The organism is Streptomyces diversicolor (assembly GCF_057537855.1).
The window spans coordinates 290176-306323 of record NZ_BAAJXA010000003.1 but is presented as its reverse complement, the minus strand read 5'-3'; the positions used below and the strand labels follow the sequence as shown (position 1 = coordinate 306323).

15 protein-coding genes are annotated in these 16148 nt (G+C 73.4%); 12 read left to right on the top strand and 3 right to left on the bottom strand.

Annotated features, from left to right (window positions below):
* The first annotated feature begins 20 nt into the window (after positions 1 to 20).
* The 8 genes from zapE (at position 21) to AC27LF_RS04995 (ending at position 7635) form a co-directional block, all read left to right on the top strand.
* A complete protein-coding gene (gene zapE, locus AC27LF_RS05030) occupies positions 21 to 1121 on the top strand; it encodes a cell division protein ZapE (protein ID WP_479659703.1) in 1101 nt (366 codons plus the stop codon).
* Between the two features lie 656 nt (positions 1122 to 1777).
* Positions 1778 to 2356, top strand: a complete 579-nt coding sequence (locus AC27LF_RS05025; RefSeq protein ID WP_404038018.1) for a carbonic anhydrase — start codon at positions 1778 to 1780, stop codon at positions 2354 to 2356.
* Positions 2357 to 2364: 8 nt separating this feature from the next.
* Complete coding sequence (locus AC27LF_RS05020) at positions 2365 to 3825, top strand: SulP family inorganic anion transporter (protein WP_479659704.1); 1461 nt, start codon at positions 2365 to 2367, stop codon at positions 3823 to 3825.
* 101 nt (positions 3826 to 3926) lie between these two features.
* Entirely contained in the window at positions 3927 to 4838 is a 912-nt protein-coding gene (locus AC27LF_RS05015; RefSeq protein WP_479659705.1) for a slipin family protein, read from the top strand.
* A gap of 182 nt (positions 4839 to 5020) precedes the next feature.
* On the top strand, positions 5021 to 5599 hold the full coding sequence (locus tag AC27LF_RS05010; protein WP_479659706.1) for a YbhB/YbcL family Raf kinase inhibitor-like protein: 579 nt from the start codon (positions 5021 to 5023) through the stop codon (positions 5597 to 5599).
* Positions 5600 to 5805: 206 nt separating this feature from the next.
* Entirely contained in the window at positions 5806 to 6654 is an 849-nt protein-coding gene (locus AC27LF_RS05005) for a polysaccharide deacetylase family protein (protein ID WP_479659707.1), read from the top strand.
* Between the two features lie 18 nt (positions 6655 to 6672).
* Complete coding sequence (locus AC27LF_RS05000; protein WP_479659708.1) at positions 6673 to 6855, top strand: hypothetical protein; 183 nt, start codon at positions 6673 to 6675, stop codon at positions 6853 to 6855.
* A gap of 57 nt (positions 6856 to 6912) precedes the next feature.
* Complete coding sequence (locus tag AC27LF_RS04995; protein WP_479659709.1) at positions 6913 to 7635, top strand: peptidyl-tRNA hydrolase; 723 nt, start codon at positions 6913 to 6915, stop codon at positions 7633 to 7635.
* A 125-nt stretch (positions 7636 to 7760) separates the two neighbouring features.
* Here AC27LF_RS04995 and AC27LF_RS04990 read toward each other — a convergent pair whose 3' ends face one another.
* Positions 7761 to 9332, bottom strand: coding sequence for a purple acid phosphatase family protein (locus AC27LF_RS04990; protein ID WP_479659710.1), 1572 nt, complete (start codon positions 9330 to 9332; stop codon positions 7761 to 7763).
* Positions 9333 to 9588: 256 nt separating this feature from the next.
* Here AC27LF_RS04990 and AC27LF_RS04985 point away from each other — a divergent pair, with 256 nt between their 5' ends.
* The 3 genes from AC27LF_RS04985 to AC27LF_RS04975 all read left to right on the top strand — a co-directional run bounded on the left by AC27LF_RS04985 (position 9589) and on the right by AC27LF_RS04975 (position 12530).
* Positions 9589 to 10059 carry a MarR family transcriptional regulator gene (locus AC27LF_RS04985; RefSeq protein ID WP_479659711.1) on the top strand — a complete coding sequence of 157 codons (471 nt, stop codon included), beginning with the start codon at positions 9589 to 9591 and terminating at the stop codon, positions 10057 to 10059.
* 176 nt (positions 10060 to 10235) lie between these two features.
* Positions 10236 to 11552: an MbnB/TglH/ChrH family RiPP precursor modification enzyme gene (locus tag AC27LF_RS04980; RefSeq protein ID WP_479659712.1), complete on the top strand. Its 1317-nt coding sequence runs from the start codon at positions 10236 to 10238 to the stop codon at positions 11550 to 11552.
* A gap of 249 nt (positions 11553 to 11801) precedes the next feature.
* Complete coding sequence (locus AC27LF_RS04975) at positions 11802 to 12530, top strand: DUF4142 domain-containing protein (RefSeq protein WP_479659713.1); 729 nt, start codon at positions 11802 to 11804, stop codon at positions 12528 to 12530.
* A gap of 106 nt (positions 12531 to 12636) precedes the next feature.
* On the opposite strand, the gene hemQ is transcribed toward AC27LF_RS04975, so the two are convergent.
* On the bottom strand, positions 12637 to 13368 hold the full coding sequence (hemQ, locus tag AC27LF_RS04970) for a hydrogen peroxide-dependent heme synthase (protein ID WP_479659714.1): 732 nt from the start codon (positions 13366 to 13368) through the stop codon (positions 12637 to 12639).
* A gap of 4 nt (positions 13369 to 13372) precedes the next feature.
* The gene (hemG, locus tag AC27LF_RS04965; RefSeq protein WP_479659715.1) at positions 13373 to 14839 is read right to left on the bottom strand and encodes a protoporphyrinogen oxidase; all 1467 of its coding nucleotides are present in this window, start codon (positions 14837 to 14839) and stop codon (positions 13373 to 13375) included.
* A gap of 173 nt (positions 14840 to 15012) precedes the next feature.
* On the opposite strand from hemG, the gene AC27LF_RS04960 reads away from it, so the two are divergent.
* A complete protein-coding gene (locus AC27LF_RS04960) occupies positions 15013 to 16047 on the top strand; it encodes a DUF4349 domain-containing protein (protein ID WP_479659716.1) in 1035 nt (344 codons plus the stop codon).
* Positions 16048 to 16148 lie beyond the last annotated feature (101 nt).

The window sequence follows — 16148 nt, the reverse complement described above, 5'->3', positions numbered from 1 at the left end:
GGCGCTTACCATGGGGAACCGTGTCGTCCTCCACCGCCGCCTCCCGGCCCGGCTCCGCCGCCGACGCGGCCCCGCTGTCCCTGTGCTCCCGCGAGCCGCACGTCCCCGCGGACCGGCTGGTCGCCGAGATGGTGCCGCCCCCGCGCTTCGACTCGGCGCGCTTCACCACCTACCTGCCGGATGCGGACCAGCCCAGCCAGACCGAGGCCGTGCGGGCCCTGGAGGGCTTCGCGGCCGGCCTGGGCAAACCGTCCGCTGCGGGCGGCGCGAGGCGCGGGTTCCTCGGCTTCGGACGGTCCAGGGAGAAGGCCCCGGCCGGCCCGCGCGGCGTCTACCTGGACGGCGGGTACGGCGTCGGCAAGACCCATCTGCTGGCCTCCCTCTGGCACGCCACCCCGGCCGAGCCCGCGCTCAAGGCGTTCGGCACCTTCGTGGAGCTGACCAACCTGGTCGGCGCCCTCGGCTTCCAGGAGACCGTGCGCACCCTCGGCGGCCACCGGCTGCTGTGCATCGACGAGTTCGAACTGGACGACCCCGGCGACACGGTCCTGGTGTCGACGCTGCTGGGCCGGCTGGTCGACGCGGGCGTGGCGCTCGCCGCCACCTCCAACACCCTGCCGGGCAAGCTGGGCGAGGGCCGGTTCGCGGCCGTCGACTTCCTGCGCGAGATCCAGGGCCTGTCCGCGCACTTCCGGACCCTGCGCATCGACGGCGAGGACTATCGCCACCGCGGCCTGCCCGAGGCGCCGGCGCCGTACTCCGACAAGCAGGTGACCCGGACGGCGTACGCCACCGAGGGCGCCTCGCTCGACGACTTCCCGGGTCTGCTGGACCATCTCGCGAAGGTGCACCCGAGCCGCTACGGCGCGCTGACCGACGGCGTGCGGGCCGTGTGCCTCACCGATGTGCGGGCGGTGCCCGACCAGTCCACGGCGCTGCGCCTCGTGGTCCTCGCGGACCGGCTCTACGACCGTGAGGTGCCGGTCCTGGCCTCCGGCGTGCCCTTCGACGCGTTGTTCAGCGAGGAGATGCTGAACGGCGGTTACCGCAAGAAGTACTTCCGCGCGATATCCCGGCTCACCGCGCTCGCCCGGGACGCGAAGCCCCTCGTGGCGGCCTGACAGTCGATCAAGATCGGCGGGTCAAGGACTGGTTCACGCCATAGGACCCGCACTTTTCACTCTCTCCCGCGCCCGAAACGCGGATTTAACCCTGCAAACAACTTCGCAGGGTTACCGTGTCTCTTGACCATTCATTGACCAATGCTTGGTCCGTACTAGAGGCGTGAACTGTCGGGAGGGGGGCGCATGTTCCGAGGTCGAACGCGCCGGAGCGCGCTGACACTCCTCGCCACCGTCCTACTCGCCCTGCAGTTGTTCACACCCACGGATTCCTTCGCATCCGCGCACACATTCCGTCATACCGAGGCCAAGGCTCAATCCGGAACCGAGCTTTCCGGGAAGCCGTCGCGCGACGGCACGGGGACCCACCGCGACACGGGGCACGGCGAGGAGCCGCCCGGCGCGACGCCCGACCGTGACCGCCGGCGCGCCGCCGTCTCGGGGCGGACGCCCGGGCGTCCGCTGCCCGACGGGGCCATGACGACCACAGGCCGGGCGAGTGCGCCCGGCGCCGTGCACCACCGCGTCCCCAGACCCTCAGGAGCCCACACCCCGGCGGCGCTTCAGGTCTTCCGCTGCTGAGAGACGGGCAGCCCTCACCACCGTCCTGCACGTCCGACGCGCCGGAACGGCGCGCCAGGAGGAACCAACACACCATGCAGCCCCTCATCGACAACGCCCGTACCTTCGGACAGCGCCCTGAGGAGTTCGCCAAGCTCGCCGAAGGCCAGTCCCCGCAGGTCCTGTTCATCACCTGCTCCGACTCCCGGGTCGTGCCGGCCCTGATCACCGGCGCCCGCCCCGGTGAGCTGTTCGAACTGCGCACCGCCGGCAACATCGTCCCGCCCCACGCCTCCGCGCACCCCACGGCCGAGGCGGCCACCATCGAGTACGCCGTCGAAGTGCTCGGCGTCCGTGACGTCGTCGTCTGCGGCCACTCCCACTGCGGTGCCGTCGGCGCGCTGGTGCGCGGCGACGACCTGACCGCCGTACCCGCCGTGCGCGACTGGCTGGCGCACGCGACCCCGCGCCCGGCCGGCGCGGCCGAGGACCCCGCCGTCACCGAGGGCGTGCAGAGCCACGTCCTGACCCAGTTGCTGCGGCTGCGCTCGTACCCGTGCGTGGCCCGGAAGCTGGCCCAGGGGCGACTCGCCCTGCACGCCTGGTACTACGAGGTGCACACCGGCGCCGTCCGGGCGCACGTCGCGCAGACCGACACCTTCGAAGCACTGTGAGCCGCGCCGTGACCAACCCATTCCCTCATCTCAGGCAGGACTTCACCGCTTCCCTCGTCGTCTTCCTGGTCGCGCTCCCGCTGTGCGTGGGCGTGGCCGTCGCCTCCGGCGTACCGGCCGAACTCGGCCTGGTCACCGGCATCGTCGGGGGCATCGTCACCGGGCTGATGCGCGGCAGCAGCCTCCAGGTCTCCGGTCCGGCCGCCGGCCTGACCGTGCTGGTCTTCGAGGCGGTGCAGCAGTTCGGGCTGCCCGCGCTCGGGGTGATCGTGCTCGTCGCCGGGGTGCTCCAGACGGCTATGGGCGCCCTGCGGCTCGGCCGCTGGTTCCGGGCCATCTCGGTCTCGGTGGTGGAGGGCATGCTGGCCGGTATCGGTCTGGTCCTGATCGCCGGACAGCTGTACCCGGCGCTGGCCGCCGAGGCCCCCGATTCCGGCCCAGGAAAGATAGCCGGACTTCCCGGGGCGCTCGCGGACGCCCTCGGCGACACGGACGCGCTGGCCTCCCTCGCCCTCGGCGCGGGCACGATCGCGGTCCTCCTGCTGTGGAAGCTCGCCCCCGCCCCGGTGCGCGCGGTGCCGGGCCCGCTGGCCGCGGTCGGCCTCGCCACGGCGGCCGCGATGGCCCTCGGCCTGCCCGTGGCCACCGTCGAGGTGCAGGGGCTGCTCGGCTCGATCCAGCCGCCGCCGCTGAGCGCCTTCGGTGAACTCGCCGGCCTCGGGATGCTCGGCACGATCGTCGCGTTCACGCTGATCGCGTCCGCCGAGTCGCTGTTCAGCGCGGCGGCCGTGGACCGGCTGCACGACGGACCACGCACCCAGTACGACAGGGAACTGGTCGCCCAGGGCGCCGGCAACACGATCTGCGGGCTGCTCGGCGCGCTGCCGATGACCGCGGTGATCGTGCGCAGCGCGGCGAACGTGCAGGCGGGCGCCCGCACCAAGGCGTCCCGGGTGCTGCACGGCGTCTGGCTGCTGCTGTTCGCGGCCCTGCTGCCGGACGTGCTGGGCTACATCCCGATCCCCGCGCTCGCGGGCATCCTCGTGTACTCGGGAGCCAAGCTCATCCCGGTGCGGGCGCTGGCCACGCTGTGGCGCGAGTCCCGGGGCGAGGCGCTGATCCTGGTCGTCACGGCCGTGTCGATCGTCGCGGTCAGCATGTTCGAGGGCGTACTGATCGGCCTGGCGCTGGCGATCGGCAAGACCGCGTGGGAGGCCTCGCACGTCAGGCTGGAGTTCGTCGACAAGGGCGCCGGCCCCGTCGAGGCGTATCTGTCCGGCAACGCCACCTTCCTGCGGCTGCCGAAGATCCTCGACAGCCTGGAGGCACTGCCCACGGACCGGCCGGTCCGGCTCGACCTGTCCGGCCTGCACCACCTGGATCACGCCTGCCGGACCGCGCTGGAGTCCTGGGCCGAGCGGCACAGCTCGTCCGGGACCGAGCCGGTACGGCTCACGACGGCGCGGTGACGCGCCGGTCTGGTCCGGGGCAGGGGCGTGGCCCCGGACCAGACACCGGGCATATCGTTACAGGAACGGATGGAACGGACCTCTGAGCGGAGGAGGCCGTCATGCTCCCGGACCTGTTGGGCGCCCTCGTGGGCCTCGGCGCCGCCGGCCTGATCTATCTGACCGCGGCGGCCCGGATCGTCAAGCAGTACGAACGCGGCGTGGTCTTCCGGCTGGGGCGGGTCATGGAACCGGCGCGAGCGCCGGGCTTCACCATGGTCATCCCCGGGGTGGACCGGCTGCACAAGGTCAACATGCAGATCGTGACGATGCCGATCCCCGCCCAGGAGGGCATCACCCGCGACAACGTGACCGTCCGGGTCGACGCGGTCGTGTACTTCAAGGTCATGGACGCGAGGGCCGCGATCGTCAACGTCGAGGACTACCGGTTCGCCGTCTCCCAGATGGCGCAGACCTCGCTGCGGTCCATCATCGGCAAGAGCGACCTCGACGATCTGCTGTCCAACCGCGAAAAGCTCAACCAGGGCCTTGAGCTGATGATCGACAGCCCGGCCGTGGGCTGGGGCGTGCAGATCGACCGGGTCGAGATCAAGGACGTCTCCCTGCCGGACACGATGAAGCGGTCCATGGCCCGCCAGGCCGAGGCGGACCGTGAACGGCGGGCCCGGATCATCAACGCCGACGCGGAGTTCCAGGCGTCGAAGAAGCTGGCGGAGGCGGCGCAGCAGATGGCCGACACCCCCGCCGCGCTGCAACTGCGGCTGCTGCAGACGGTGGTGGCGGTGGCCGCCGAGAAGAACTCCACACTGGTGCTGCCCTTCCCGGTGGAACTGCTCCGCTTCCTGGAAAAGGCACAGCAGCCGGCGGGCGCCGACGCGGCACCCCCCGCCGCACCCCACACGGAGGCCACCACCCCGAACGGCCAGGACCACTCCACCACCCGCCCCACGCGCCCGATCCCCACGCCCCCGGAGGACACACCGCCCCCGACCCCCCACCCGGACCTGCCCTGAGCCGTGCCGCCCCACGACAGCGACCCGAAGGGGCGCGGGGCTGTATTGACATGCGGCTCCGCCGCGATGGGTCCCCCTGGTCGCGCGAAGCCGAGAACGTGGGGGAGCGACCGGCCGCGATGGTGCCACGGACGGCCGACGGCACAGCGCGGCATGTCCAGCGGAGCGCTTAGCCTGCGGGTATGCGCAACCGTCCGGTGACCGTCGGAATGCTGGCCGTCGTGCTCTGCGGTGCCGCGGCCTGCGGCGGCGGGGCCTCCGTGCCCCCGGCCCCTTCCCCCGCCGTGTCGTCCGCCGCGCCGTCCGGGCACCGCATCGCGGTGGCGAGTGCCGCCTTCGCCGAGGGCGGGGCGATCCCGCGCCGCTACACCTGCGACGGCGCGGACGTCTCGCCGCCGCTCGCCTTCTCCGGCGTACCCGCGGGGACGGCCTCGCTGGCCCTGCTGGTCCAGGACTCCGACGCCCCCGAGGGCCCGTTCACTCACTGGCTGGTGTGGAACATCGCCCCGCGCACCACCGCGCTGGCCGAGGGCCGCGCACCCGAGGGCGCGGAACAGGGCCGCAACGACTTCCGCAGGCCCGGCTACGGCGGTCCGTGCCCGCCGCGCGGGGACCGGCCCCACCACTACGTCTTCACGGTCTATGCCGCCGACCGGAGACCGGACCTGACACCGGCGACCGCCACCGCCGACGACCTGCGGCACGCACTCGCCGCCCACACCCTCGCCTCCGGCACCCTGTCCGGCCACTACGCCCGCTGAGCCGCCCAGGACGCCCAAAGTCCCGCCACCGCGCCCGTCCGCGCCCTCCCGCTGCTCGCCGCGGCCTCCGCCGTGACCCGCCCCGCCCTCATCCGGGCCCTCCGCGCCGTCCGTCCCCGGGCCCGCGGGGGCCGGGCGGGTGACGCACAGACCGCCGGTGAGCCATGTCGTCCGGTATGCACCACTTCCGGTCATATCTTCATACCGTGTTCACTCTTGTATGCCGCGTCACCGCCCTCTGCGCCCTCGGCGCAGCCCTCGCCGCGTGCGGCACCGCCGGGGCCCCGCGCACCACGGGCCGGGCCCCGGCACAGCCCGCCGCCTCGTCCGCCTCCTCGCGTCCGCCCACCCTCACCCCGGGCCCCGGCGGTCTCACCCCCGTCTTCATGAACGGCCCGCGCACCCGGGGCAAGACCGTCGCCCTCACCTTCGACGCCGACATGACCGCCGACCAGGGAAAACGCGCCGCGGCTGGCGAGCACTTCGACAACCCCGACCTGATCGCCACCCTGCGCGACCTAAAGGTCCCGTCGACCGTGTTCATGACCGGCCGCTGGGCCGAGCAGTACCCGGCCGAGGCCCGCTCGATCGGCAGCGACCCGCTGTTCGAGGTCGCCAACCACTCCTACAGCCACTACGCCTTCACCGCCGACTGCTACGGCCTGCCGACCGTCTCCGCCGACCGGATGCGCGCGGACGTGGAGCAGGCGTACGCCTCCCTCCGCAAGGCGGGCGTGCCCCACCCGATGCCGTACTTCCGCTTCCCCGGCGGCTGCTACGACCAGCAGTCGCTGCGCGCGCTGAGCGGGCTCGGGGTCACCGCGGTGCAGTGGGACGTGGTCAGCGGGGACGCGTTCGCGACGGACGCCGACGCGGTCGTCAAGCAGGTGCTGGACGGGGTGCGGCCCGGGTCGGTGGTCGTCATGCACTGCACCCGCAGCGCCGCCCCGACCACCGAGCGGGTCGTACGCACGATCGTGCCGGAACTGCGCAAGCGGGGCTTTCAGTTCGTGAAGGTCTCCACGTTGATCTCGCAGTCCGGCAGCCGCCGCTGACCCGCCTCCGCTGAGGGCATGACCGACGAGGACCCCCGCCCGGCCACCCGCCCCGACGGGCCCGCCACGGCCGGCGGCCCGCCGTACGCGGAGTGCGTGCTGTGCCGCGAGCCGACCGAGTATCCGCCCTCGCACCGGGGCATCACGCTGTGCCCCGTCTGCGCGTGGCAGGAGGCGCAGCGCACCGCCTGCTCGGGCTGACCCCTGCCGCACCGGGCCACGGCGGCACCGCCGCCCGGACCCGTAAGGTGGGCTGTCGTGAGCGACCTTCCTGACTCCCCCGGTGACAGCCCCTTCCATGCCGAGCGCTCCCCGCGCGACGCGGCCCCGCAGTTCGTGCTGCCGCTCGTCGTACGGATCGAGCGGGCGGCGCCGCCCGCGCGCACCGACGCGCTGGAGACCGCCGCCCGGGCCGTGCTCATGCTGCTCGCGGACGAGCGGGCGCTGGGCGACGGGGAGTGGGCGCGGGCCGTGCGGGACTGGCAGGACGCCCGGATCCGCAAGGTGGTGCGGCGGGCCCGGGGCGCCGAGTGGCGGCGGGCCGAGGCGCTGCCCGGCATCACCGTCACCGGGAAGTCCGCGGAGGTACGGGTCTTCCCGCCGGTTCCCCTGGACGGCTGGCCCAAGGATCTGGCCCGGCTCCAGGTGTCCGGCACCGAACTCGACGACCCCGAGCCGCCGGCCGCACCCGACCCGGCACAGCCCGTGCTGTGGCTGAACCCCGGCCTTGACATGTCGGCCGGCAAGGCGATGGCCCAGGCCGGGCACGGCGCCCAGCTCGCCTGGTGGGAGCTGTCCGCCGCGGAGCGGGACGACTGGCGGGACGCCGGTTTCCCGCTGTCCGTGCGCACCGCCGACCCCGCCGAGTGGCCCCGGCTCACCACCGGCGGACTGCCCCTGGTCCGGGACGCCGGCTTCACCGAGATCCGCCCCGGCTCCACCACGGTCGTCGCGGACCACCCGGCCCTTCGCTCACGGTGACCGGCGGCGCCGGCAAGGCCGCATGAGTCTTTGCGGGGATCACCGCGACCGGCCCCGGGTCACCTCGTGCAGTCGACGGCTCCCGCGGTGGGAGTCGGGCGGCGCGGGGGGCCGTGCTTACGGGTTCAGCCCTGCCTGTGGACGTCGTTGCGGAGGCGACGCAGGGTGAAGGTGTCGACCGGGTCGATCTGAGCGTAGGGGCCGGTGACGGCGTAATAGGTGACCGCCATGCTCGTGTGGCCCGAGGACGGGGTGCCCGGGTCGACGGAGAAGGCGACGAAGCCGTAGGAGTTGACGCGGTCACGGACCGCCGACCAGGGCGCCGGCTCCGTCACGTACACGGGCGTCTTCTTGCCGTTCGCCCCGGCGGGGCCGACGCCCGTGATGACGTTGCACCGCGGGGTGTCGAACAGCACGTCCTTGGACGGGCTGTTGGTGCCGCCACCGCCGATGACCAGGTGGACGGTGCCCTCGGCGGTGTCGACGAGGTCGGTGCGGGTGGCCGCCGGATCGGGGGTCATCGTGTCGTTGGGCTGGTGGCCGCGGATCGGGTGGGAGCGCTCGTAGTGGTGCTCGTGACCGCAGACGACCACGTCCACTCCGTACCGGTCGAACAACGGGAGCCATTCCTGGCGGATGCCCAGGTCGGCACCGTTGCCCGGGTGGTCAGCGGTGGAGACGACCACCTGGTGCATGACGACGACGATCCAGTCGATGTCGCGGTCGGCCCGGGTGCGGGTCAGTTCCGCCTCCAGCCAGCGCCGCTGGGCCCCGTCGGAGTAACCGCGGACGTAGGAGTCGCCGGCGTCCTGGTAGGCCACGTCGTCGTTGGCCAGGCTGATCACCCGCACCGATCCCACGGTGAACGCGTACCACAGCCCTTCGGTCTCCGGATCGCCGCCGTTGCCCGGCAGCGCGAAGTACGTCTGGTAGGCGGCGAATCCGATCGGCCCGTTGCCCGACTCGTTCTCGTGGTTGCCGGCCGCCGGCATCCACGGCCGGAACCGGGCCGACCGGGTGGTCATGTCGAACCAGTCCGACCAGGTGCGGATGCGGTCGGCGGCCAGATTCGCGTAGCACAGGTCGCCGTTCATCAGGTGGAACAGCGGTGCGACGCGCTCCACCGCCGTGGTCACATCACCCGCGTAGGGCGAGCCGAGATTGTCGTTGAGGTAGGTGAGCTTCGAGGTGATCTTCGACGGCATGGGGCCGTTCAGCTTGCCCACCGTGGGAGTGCCCTGGTCGCCGAAGCTGGTGAAGGTGAACGGCGCCCTGCCGCTCGGTGCCGTCCGGAACGTCCCCGGCTCCGGTCCGGCCCCGTCGTGCACGGCGGCGTAGACGTACTCGGTGTCGGGGCGCAGCCGGCTCAGCCAGGCGTGATGCGCATGGATCGGTTGTCCGGACTTCGCGTCCTTGTAGAGCGTGGTCCGTGCCGGTACGTCGCGGCCCAGCCCGCCCGCGGGCGTGCCGAGCAGAACACGGGGCCGCCGCACCGGCACCGGCGTCTGCCAGGACACCACCATCTCGTGGGAGGCGTCCGCGCCGAACTGCAGATGCAGGCCGCTCACCGGCGGCATGCCGGAGCCCTCCGGGCGGACCCACAACACCGGTGAGGCGGCGGCGGGTCCCGCGCCGAACAGTCCTCCCCAGCCGGCGCCCGCAGCGCCGGCGGCACCGATCAGTCCACGTCGGCTCATCCGGTGGAGCCGCCCCCCTCGGCCGGTCGTCTGCTGTTCGCCGGGTTCCCCGACTGCCGTGCCGGCCGGTTGCTCTCTGCCTGTGGAAGTCGTCGTCATGCCGGGAAACTCCCATGGTCCCCGCTGTGCCCGACACCGGCGAGCCGTGAACAGTGCGCCAATCGCCTCGGCTGCAAAGGCAACCGGAGTCCAAACCTTGACAACCATTTCGGCGCCGGTGATTGCGACGCCCGGTGGTGGACAGCAGGCTGTCGGTGTGAACGAACGGGCGGACGCGGTACGCGGGCTGGATTCCGCGCTGCGGGAGCTGCGGCACGGGCGGTTCGGGCTGTACGGGCCCGTGGTCAGGGAGCGCTTCCTGAGCGGGCTGCCGGGAGAGGTCACGGCGACCGGCTACCGGGTGCTGCGCTTCGTCGAGGCCAGTTCACCGCCCCCGCCCGCCCTGTCCGACATCGCCGAGCTGCTGCTGACCGACCGGGCTCGCGCCGTACGCGTCGTCGACCAACTGGTCGCACAGGACCTGGTCCGCCGGGTCCGGGACGTCGTGGACCGGCGCACACGCAGGGTGGAACTGACGGAAACCGGACGTGACTTCCTCACCCGGGCCACCGCTCACCGCTCCCGGCTCCTGGAGGCGCTGCTGCTGGACTGGTCCGACGAGGATCTGGAACGCCTGAGCCGGTGCGTCGAGCGGCTCAATGAATCCGTCGCACGGCACTCCTGGTAGCTCCGGCCGAACTGTTCCCCGGACCGCGGCGCAGGCCACCGGACCGCGGCGCCGTGACCGCCGGGAACCTCAAATGTTGCTCTGAAGACGCGGGCGGCGGGATTCGGTGGCGGACGGCGGGGCCATACCTCCGTCACGCCACGACGGCGACGAGGAGGCACGGGAGGGGACGGGCGATGCGACGACTGGGGACGGGGATCGGCTGGCGGCCGGAGATCGCGGACGCCGTGGAACGCATGCCGGGCATCGACTGGGTCGAGGTCGTCGCGGAGAACGTGTGCCCCGGGCATCCGCCCGCGTCGCTGCTGCGGCTGCGCGAACGCGGGGTCACCGTGGTCCCGCACGGCGTCTCGCTCGGTCTCGGCGACGCGGACCGGCCCGACGAGGGCCGGCTGACCGCCCTCGCCGAACGCGCGACGGCACTGGGCTCGCCCCTGGTCACCGAGCACATCGCGTTCGTCCGGGCCGGTGGCCCGCTGACCGCTTCCCCGCGCCTGGAGGCGGGCCATCTGCTGCCCGTGCCGCGCACCCGCGACGCCCTGGACGTGCTGTGCGCGAACGTGCGCATCGCCCAGCGGGCCCTGCCGGTGCCGCTCGCCGTGGAGAACATCGCCGCCCTGATCTCCTGGCCCGGCGAGGAGCTGACCGAGGGACAGTTCCTGTACGAGCTGGCCGACCGGACCGGTGTGCGGCTGCTCATCGACGTGGCGAACCTGCACACCAACCACGTCAACCGCGGCGACGACCCGGCCCGGGCACTCGCCGAACTGCCGCTTGAGGCCATCGCGTACGTGCATGTCGCGGGCGGATTCCAGCGCGACGGCGTCTGGCACGACAGCCACGCCCACCCCGTCCCGCGGCCCGTCCTCGACATCCTGACCGATCTGGCCTCCCGGGTCACGCCGCCCGGGGTGCTGCTGGAGCGCGACGAGAACTTCCCCGAAACCGCGGAGCTGGAACGGGAGTTGACGGCCATACGGACGTCCGTCGAGGAGGGCTCCGCGAACCGCCGCGCCGCCGGGACGCGGCCGGCCCCGCGGGCGACGACGCTCACCGCCCCGCGGCCGGCCGAAGAGCCCGACCGGGAGCGGGTCGCGCTCGCCCAGGCGGCGGTGCTGTCCGCGCTGGTCGCCGGGACTCCGCTGCCCGAGGGCTTCGACCGGGTGCGGATGGGCGTGCAGGCGCGGGCGCTCGCCGCGAAGCGGGCGGACGTGGTGGCCAAGGTCGCGCCCGAACTGCCCCGGATCCTGGGTACCCGCTACCGCCCGGCGTTCCTCGACTATGCGCAGGGGCAGCCGATGACCGGCGGATACCGCCGGGACGCGCTGGACTTCGTCGCGCATCTGCTGAACGCGCGGCACCCCGAGGACGCCGGGGGACGGCGGGAGTTGCGCACCTGGTGGCTGGAGCGCTCGGGACCGGTGCCACGCTCCCGGCGCCCGGTCGCCCGGATCGGCCGGGCGGCACGCCGAGCGCTGGCCCGACGGCCGTGACACGACACCCGTCGACTTCCGGCCGCCCCGGCCGGCGCCGGGAGTGAGGGGTGACGGATGGGGCGGTGTGGTGTGGTCCGGGCGGGGCGCGGTGGGTTCAACGGCCGTGCGCTGTTGCCTACTTCACTTCCGGTTCGGCATGCTTCGCCCGGTTCTGCCACAGCACGGCCGGGACGGTCCGCGCAGTACTATGCCAACCCGCACCCACCGACGCACACCGGAAACGCGGTGCCGCAAGCAGGAGGCACCATGCGACCGCGACCCCCGATCAAGGGCAGAGGCATCTTCAGCGGCACCGGGCTCATCATCACGGGCCTGGCCGCGACGCTCGCGGCGCTGATCTTCCCGGTCTGGTCCTACGCCGACCGATCGGGAACGACCGGCGCGGACGTGCTGAGCACGCGGACGCGGACCACACCGTACGGCCTGCTCTCCGCGCTCGACCAGGACTTCGTCACCAGGGTCAGGCTGGCCGGGCTGTGGGAACTGCCGGCCGGTGAACTGGCGGAGCGCAAGGGCACCACGGCGGCGGTACGGACGGCCGGACAGCATCTGGTCGACGGACACACGACACTGGACGCGCACGTCCGCCTCGTCGCCTCGCGGCTCGGCCTTGCCCTGCCCAACGCGCCCACATCGCAGCAGCGGGACTGGCTGGCGGAGCTGAACGCCGCGCAGGGCACTGACTTCGACCGCGCGTTCGCCAACATCCTCAGGCTGGCGCACGGCAAGGTGTTCTCGGTCGTCGCCCAGGTCCGGGCGGGCACCCAGAACGCGCTGGTGCGCGATCTCGCCGACGACGCCAACGCCACCGTCCTTGACCACATCAAGGTCCTGGAGGCGACGGGCTACGTCGACTTCGCCGCGCTGTCCCGGGACCTGGCGGCGAGCGGCCCGCCGTCCGCGTCCGACACCACCCCGCCGCCGGTCGCCCCCACCGCAGCCCTCCCGGTCACCCCGGCCCCCGACGCCCCCTGACAGCGCCCCAACAGGAGCGTCCCGAAGGGGCGCGGGGAACTGCGCGACCAGCCACGACGAAGCCGCAGACAACCGACGGCACAGCGCGGCACACCCAGCGGAGCGTTTACGCGAGGCCCGCGACCAGTTCGCCGATCTCCTTGCGGCGGCCGGTGAAGAAGGGCACCTCTTCGCGTACATGCCGCCGCGCCTCGGAGCCGCGCAGATGGCGCATGAGGTCGACGATGCGGTGCAGCTCGTCGGCCTCGAACGCGAGGATCCACTCGTAGTCGCCGAGCGAGAACGAGGCGACCGTGTTGGCGCGCACGTCGGGGAAGCCGCGGGCCATCTTGCCGTGGTCGGCGAGCATCCGGCGGCGGTCCTCGTCGGGCAGCAGGTACCAGTCGTAGGAGCGCACGAAGGGGTACACGCTGACGTAGGCGCGGGGCGTCTCGTCGGCGAGGAACGCCGGGATGTGCGCGCGGTTGAACTCGGCGGGGCGGTGCAGCGCCATGTTCGACCACACCGGCTCCAGCGCGCGGCCCAGCTTCGTGCGGCGGAAGAGGTTGTACGCCTCCTGGAGCTGGTCGCTGGTCTCGGCGTGCCACCAGATCATGAGGTCGGCGTCGGCACGCAGCCCGGAGACGTCGTAGGTGCCGCGGATCGTCACGTCCTTGGCGGCGAGCTGGTCGAACAGGTCCTGGACCTCGTCGGCGTAGCCGGTGCGGTCCTCGGGCAGCGCGTCCTTCAGCCGGAAGACGGACCACAGCGTGTAGCGGATGACCGCGTTGAGGTCCTTGGCCAGCTTGCCCTTGTTGGGGATCCTGCCGGACTCGGTGGTGGGGGCGTCGTCACTCATGTGCCTATTCTCCCGCTCCGCTCCGCGAGCCGTGCACCGGGTGGCCGGTCGGCTCAGCGCCGGCGGCGCCGCCCCCGCGCGGGTCGCCCGCGAGCCGGTCAACGGCGGCCTCGGCGCTCGCGACGCACGCGGGGATGCCGACGCCGTCGTACTGGGCGCCGCACACGGCGAGGCCCGGGAGCTTGGCGACGTGCTCGCGGATGCGGGCCACGCGCGCGTGGTGGCCGACGGGGTACTGGGGCAGGCCCTCGGTCCAGCGGGTGACCCGGGTCTCAAGGGGCGCTGCGGTCAGGCCGGTGGCCTCGCGCAGATCGTGCCGGGAGACGTCGACGAGGTCGGCGTCCTCGCGGCCCAGGATCTCCGTCTCGCCGTACCGCCCGACGGAGGTGCGCAGCACCAACACCCCCGGGTCCTCCTCGGCGATCCAGCCCCACTTCCGGGAGGCGAAGGTGGACGCCTTGACGGTGTGCCCGTCGACGGGGGGCACGAGGAAGCCGCTGCCCTCGGGGAGGGTGACGGCGTCCCGCCGGTAGGCGAGGGTGACCAGGGCCATGGAGGCGTATTCGACGGCCCGCAGTTCGGCTGCGGCGCCGGGGGACTCGGCGGCCAGCAGCCCGGCGGCGACGGGCGCGGGCACCGCGACCACGACGGCGTCGGCGTGCCGCACCCGGTCGGCGGCGACCACCCGCCAGCCGCCCGCAGCCTCCCGGCGCAGCTCCGTCACCGCTGTCGAGGTGAGGACGGCGCCGCCGCGGGCCCGCACGGCCTCGGCGACCGCGAGCGGCAGCCGGCCCACCCCGCCCTCGATGCCCTGGAAGACCGGGCCGGGCCGCGGGTCCGCGGCGGTCCGCGCCTGGAGGTCGCGGACCGCGGCGGTGAGGGAGTCGTGGGTCTGCAGGGCCTGGAACAGCTGGGGGACGGCCGCGCGCATCGAGATGCGGTACGCGTCGCCCGCGTACACCCCGCCGAGCAGGGGCTCGACCAGGCGGTCGACGACCTCGCGGCCGAGCCGCGCCGCCACGTACTCCCCGACCGCCACGTCGTCGCCGGTCTCGGTGCGCGGCAGGCCGGCCTCGCGGTCGATGCGCGCGAGGCTTTCCTCGGAGACCACGCCGGCCAGCGCGGACGCCGTGCCGGGCACGCCCATCACATGTCCCTTGGGCAGGGGGCGCAGCGCGCCGCGGGTCCAGATCGAGGCGGTCGTGGTGGCCGGTGTGCGCAGCCGGTCCGCGAGGCCCACCTCGCGCGCCAGGGCCACCGCCTCCGGCCGGCGGGCGAGCATCGACTCGGCGCCCAGGTCCACCCGCACGCCCGCGATCTCGCCGGGCAGCAGCTTGCCGCCGACCCGGTCCGCCGCCTCCAGCACGGTCACCCGCGCCCCGCGGTCCAGCAGCCGGTGCGCTGCCGCCAGTCCCGCGATCCCGGCTCCGATGACGACGACATGACCCGTGTCCGTACCCGATCCGTTCATGCGTCCACCCTCTCAGACACCGCCGACGGCCCGATCGGCGCCTCGTGTCCAGCTCGCGTCGTGACCGTGACCTCATCGGGACCGTGCCCCGCCAACGTCCCGTCCGGGTGCGGCGTCGAAGGAGCGTCAGTCTTCACGAACCCTCGCGCCAATCCCTTGGGGGGAACCGCCACATGCGCACACCACGCTCCGTACGCCCCGTGCCCGCCCTGGCCGGCATCCTGCTGGCCGCCGCCGTCACGCTGACCGGCTGCGGGGCCGCCGACACCGCGAGCAGCGGCGACGACAAGGCCGCCGCGAAGAGCGCGGCGCAGCGGGGTACGGCCGCCGGCTCCGACGCGGTCGGCGAGGCCGCAGGGCCGGGCCGGACGGACACCGCCAAGACGGCCCCGAAGGGGCCCCGGATCACCGTCGAGCACATCATCCGCACCGCCTCCCTGACCGTGCGGGTCACGGACGTGCCCAAGGCGCTGGACGAGGCCCGCACCGCCGCGGAGGGCGCGGGGGGCTTCGTCGGCCGGGAGCGCACCAGCCGGGGCTCCGGGGGACATGAGCGCACCCGAGTCGTCCTGCGCGTGCCCGCCGACGCGTACGACAAGGTCCTCGAAGACCTCCAGGGCACGGGCAAGCTGATCTCGCGCACGGCGGGGGCCGAGGACGTCACCGACCAGATCGTGGACGTGGACAGCCGCATCGCCTCCCAGCGGGCCAGCGTGGCCCGGATCCGCGAGCTGATGGACCGGGCGGGCCGGCTCAGCGACGTGGTCACCCTGGAACGGGAGTTGAGCAGCCGCGAGGCCGATCTGGAGGCGCTGCTCGCCCAGCAGGCGTCCCTGAAGGACCGCACGAGCCTCGCGACCATCACCCTGACGCTGACCGAGGCGCCGGAGAAGGAGACGGCGAAGGACGACACCCCCGGATTCCTGGACGCCGTGTCCGGCGGCTGGCACGTCTTCGTCACGATGCTGCGCTGGATCGCGCTGGCCCTGGGCGCGGTGCTGCCCTTCGCGGCTCTGGCGGCGCTGCTCGTCCTGGGCTGGGTACGGGTCCTGCGGTCCCGCCTGCCGCGCCACGCGTCGCCTGCGTCTGCGTCGCCTGCGGCGGCCAGCACCGTGGGCCCGCTCCCCCAGGCCCGCCGCCCGGCCCCGGCCGCCATGGACGACGAGGGGCCCGACGGCGAGCGCGGCGGTGTGTCGGCGGGCGCCTAATGGGGTGCCTCGGTTTGCGGGGCGGCGGGTGCGGCATTCGTCGTGGCCGGGCGCGCAGTTCCCCGCGCCCCTGAAACGCCGGGCGGCGCCCAAGAGGCCGA

Excerpts from the sequence above, each read along its gene's own strand:
- AC27LF_RS04980 (WP_479659712.1), top strand. The coding sequence starts at position 10,236 with ATGCGACGACTGGGGACGGGGATCGGCTGGCGGCCGGAGATCGCGGAC.
- AC27LF_RS04990 (WP_479659710.1), bottom strand. The coding sequence starts at position 9,332 with ATGAGCCGACGTGGACTGATCGGTGCCGCCGGCGCTGCGGGCGCCGGC.
- AC27LF_RS05010 (WP_479659706.1), top strand. The coding sequence starts at position 5,021 with ATGCGCAACCGTCCGGTGACCGTCGGAATGCTGGCCGTCGTGCTCTGC.
- AC27LF_RS05000 (WP_479659708.1), top strand. The coding sequence starts at position 6,673 with ATGACCGACGAGGACCCCCGCCCGGCCACCCGCCCCGACGGGCCCGCC.
- hemQ (WP_479659714.1), bottom strand. The coding sequence starts at position 13,368 with ATGAGTGACGACGCCCCCACCACCGAGTCCGGCAGGATCCCCAACAAG.
- hemG (WP_479659715.1), bottom strand. The coding sequence starts at position 14,839 with ATGAACGGATCGGGTACGGACACGGGTCATGTCGTCGTCATCGGAGCC.
- AC27LF_RS04960 (WP_479659716.1), top strand. The coding sequence starts at position 15,013 with ATGCGCACACCACGCTCCGTACGCCCCGTGCCCGCCCTGGCCGGCATC.
- AC27LF_RS04975 (WP_479659713.1), top strand. The coding sequence starts at position 11,802 with ATGCGACCGCGACCCCCGATCAAGGGCAGAGGCATCTTCAGCGGCACC.
- AC27LF_RS05015 (WP_479659705.1), top strand. The coding sequence starts at position 3,927 with ATGCTCCCGGACCTGTTGGGCGCCCTCGTGGGCCTCGGCGCCGCCGGC.
- AC27LF_RS05025 (WP_404038018.1), top strand. The coding sequence starts at position 1,778 with ATGCAGCCCCTCATCGACAACGCCCGTACCTTCGGACAGCGCCCTGAG.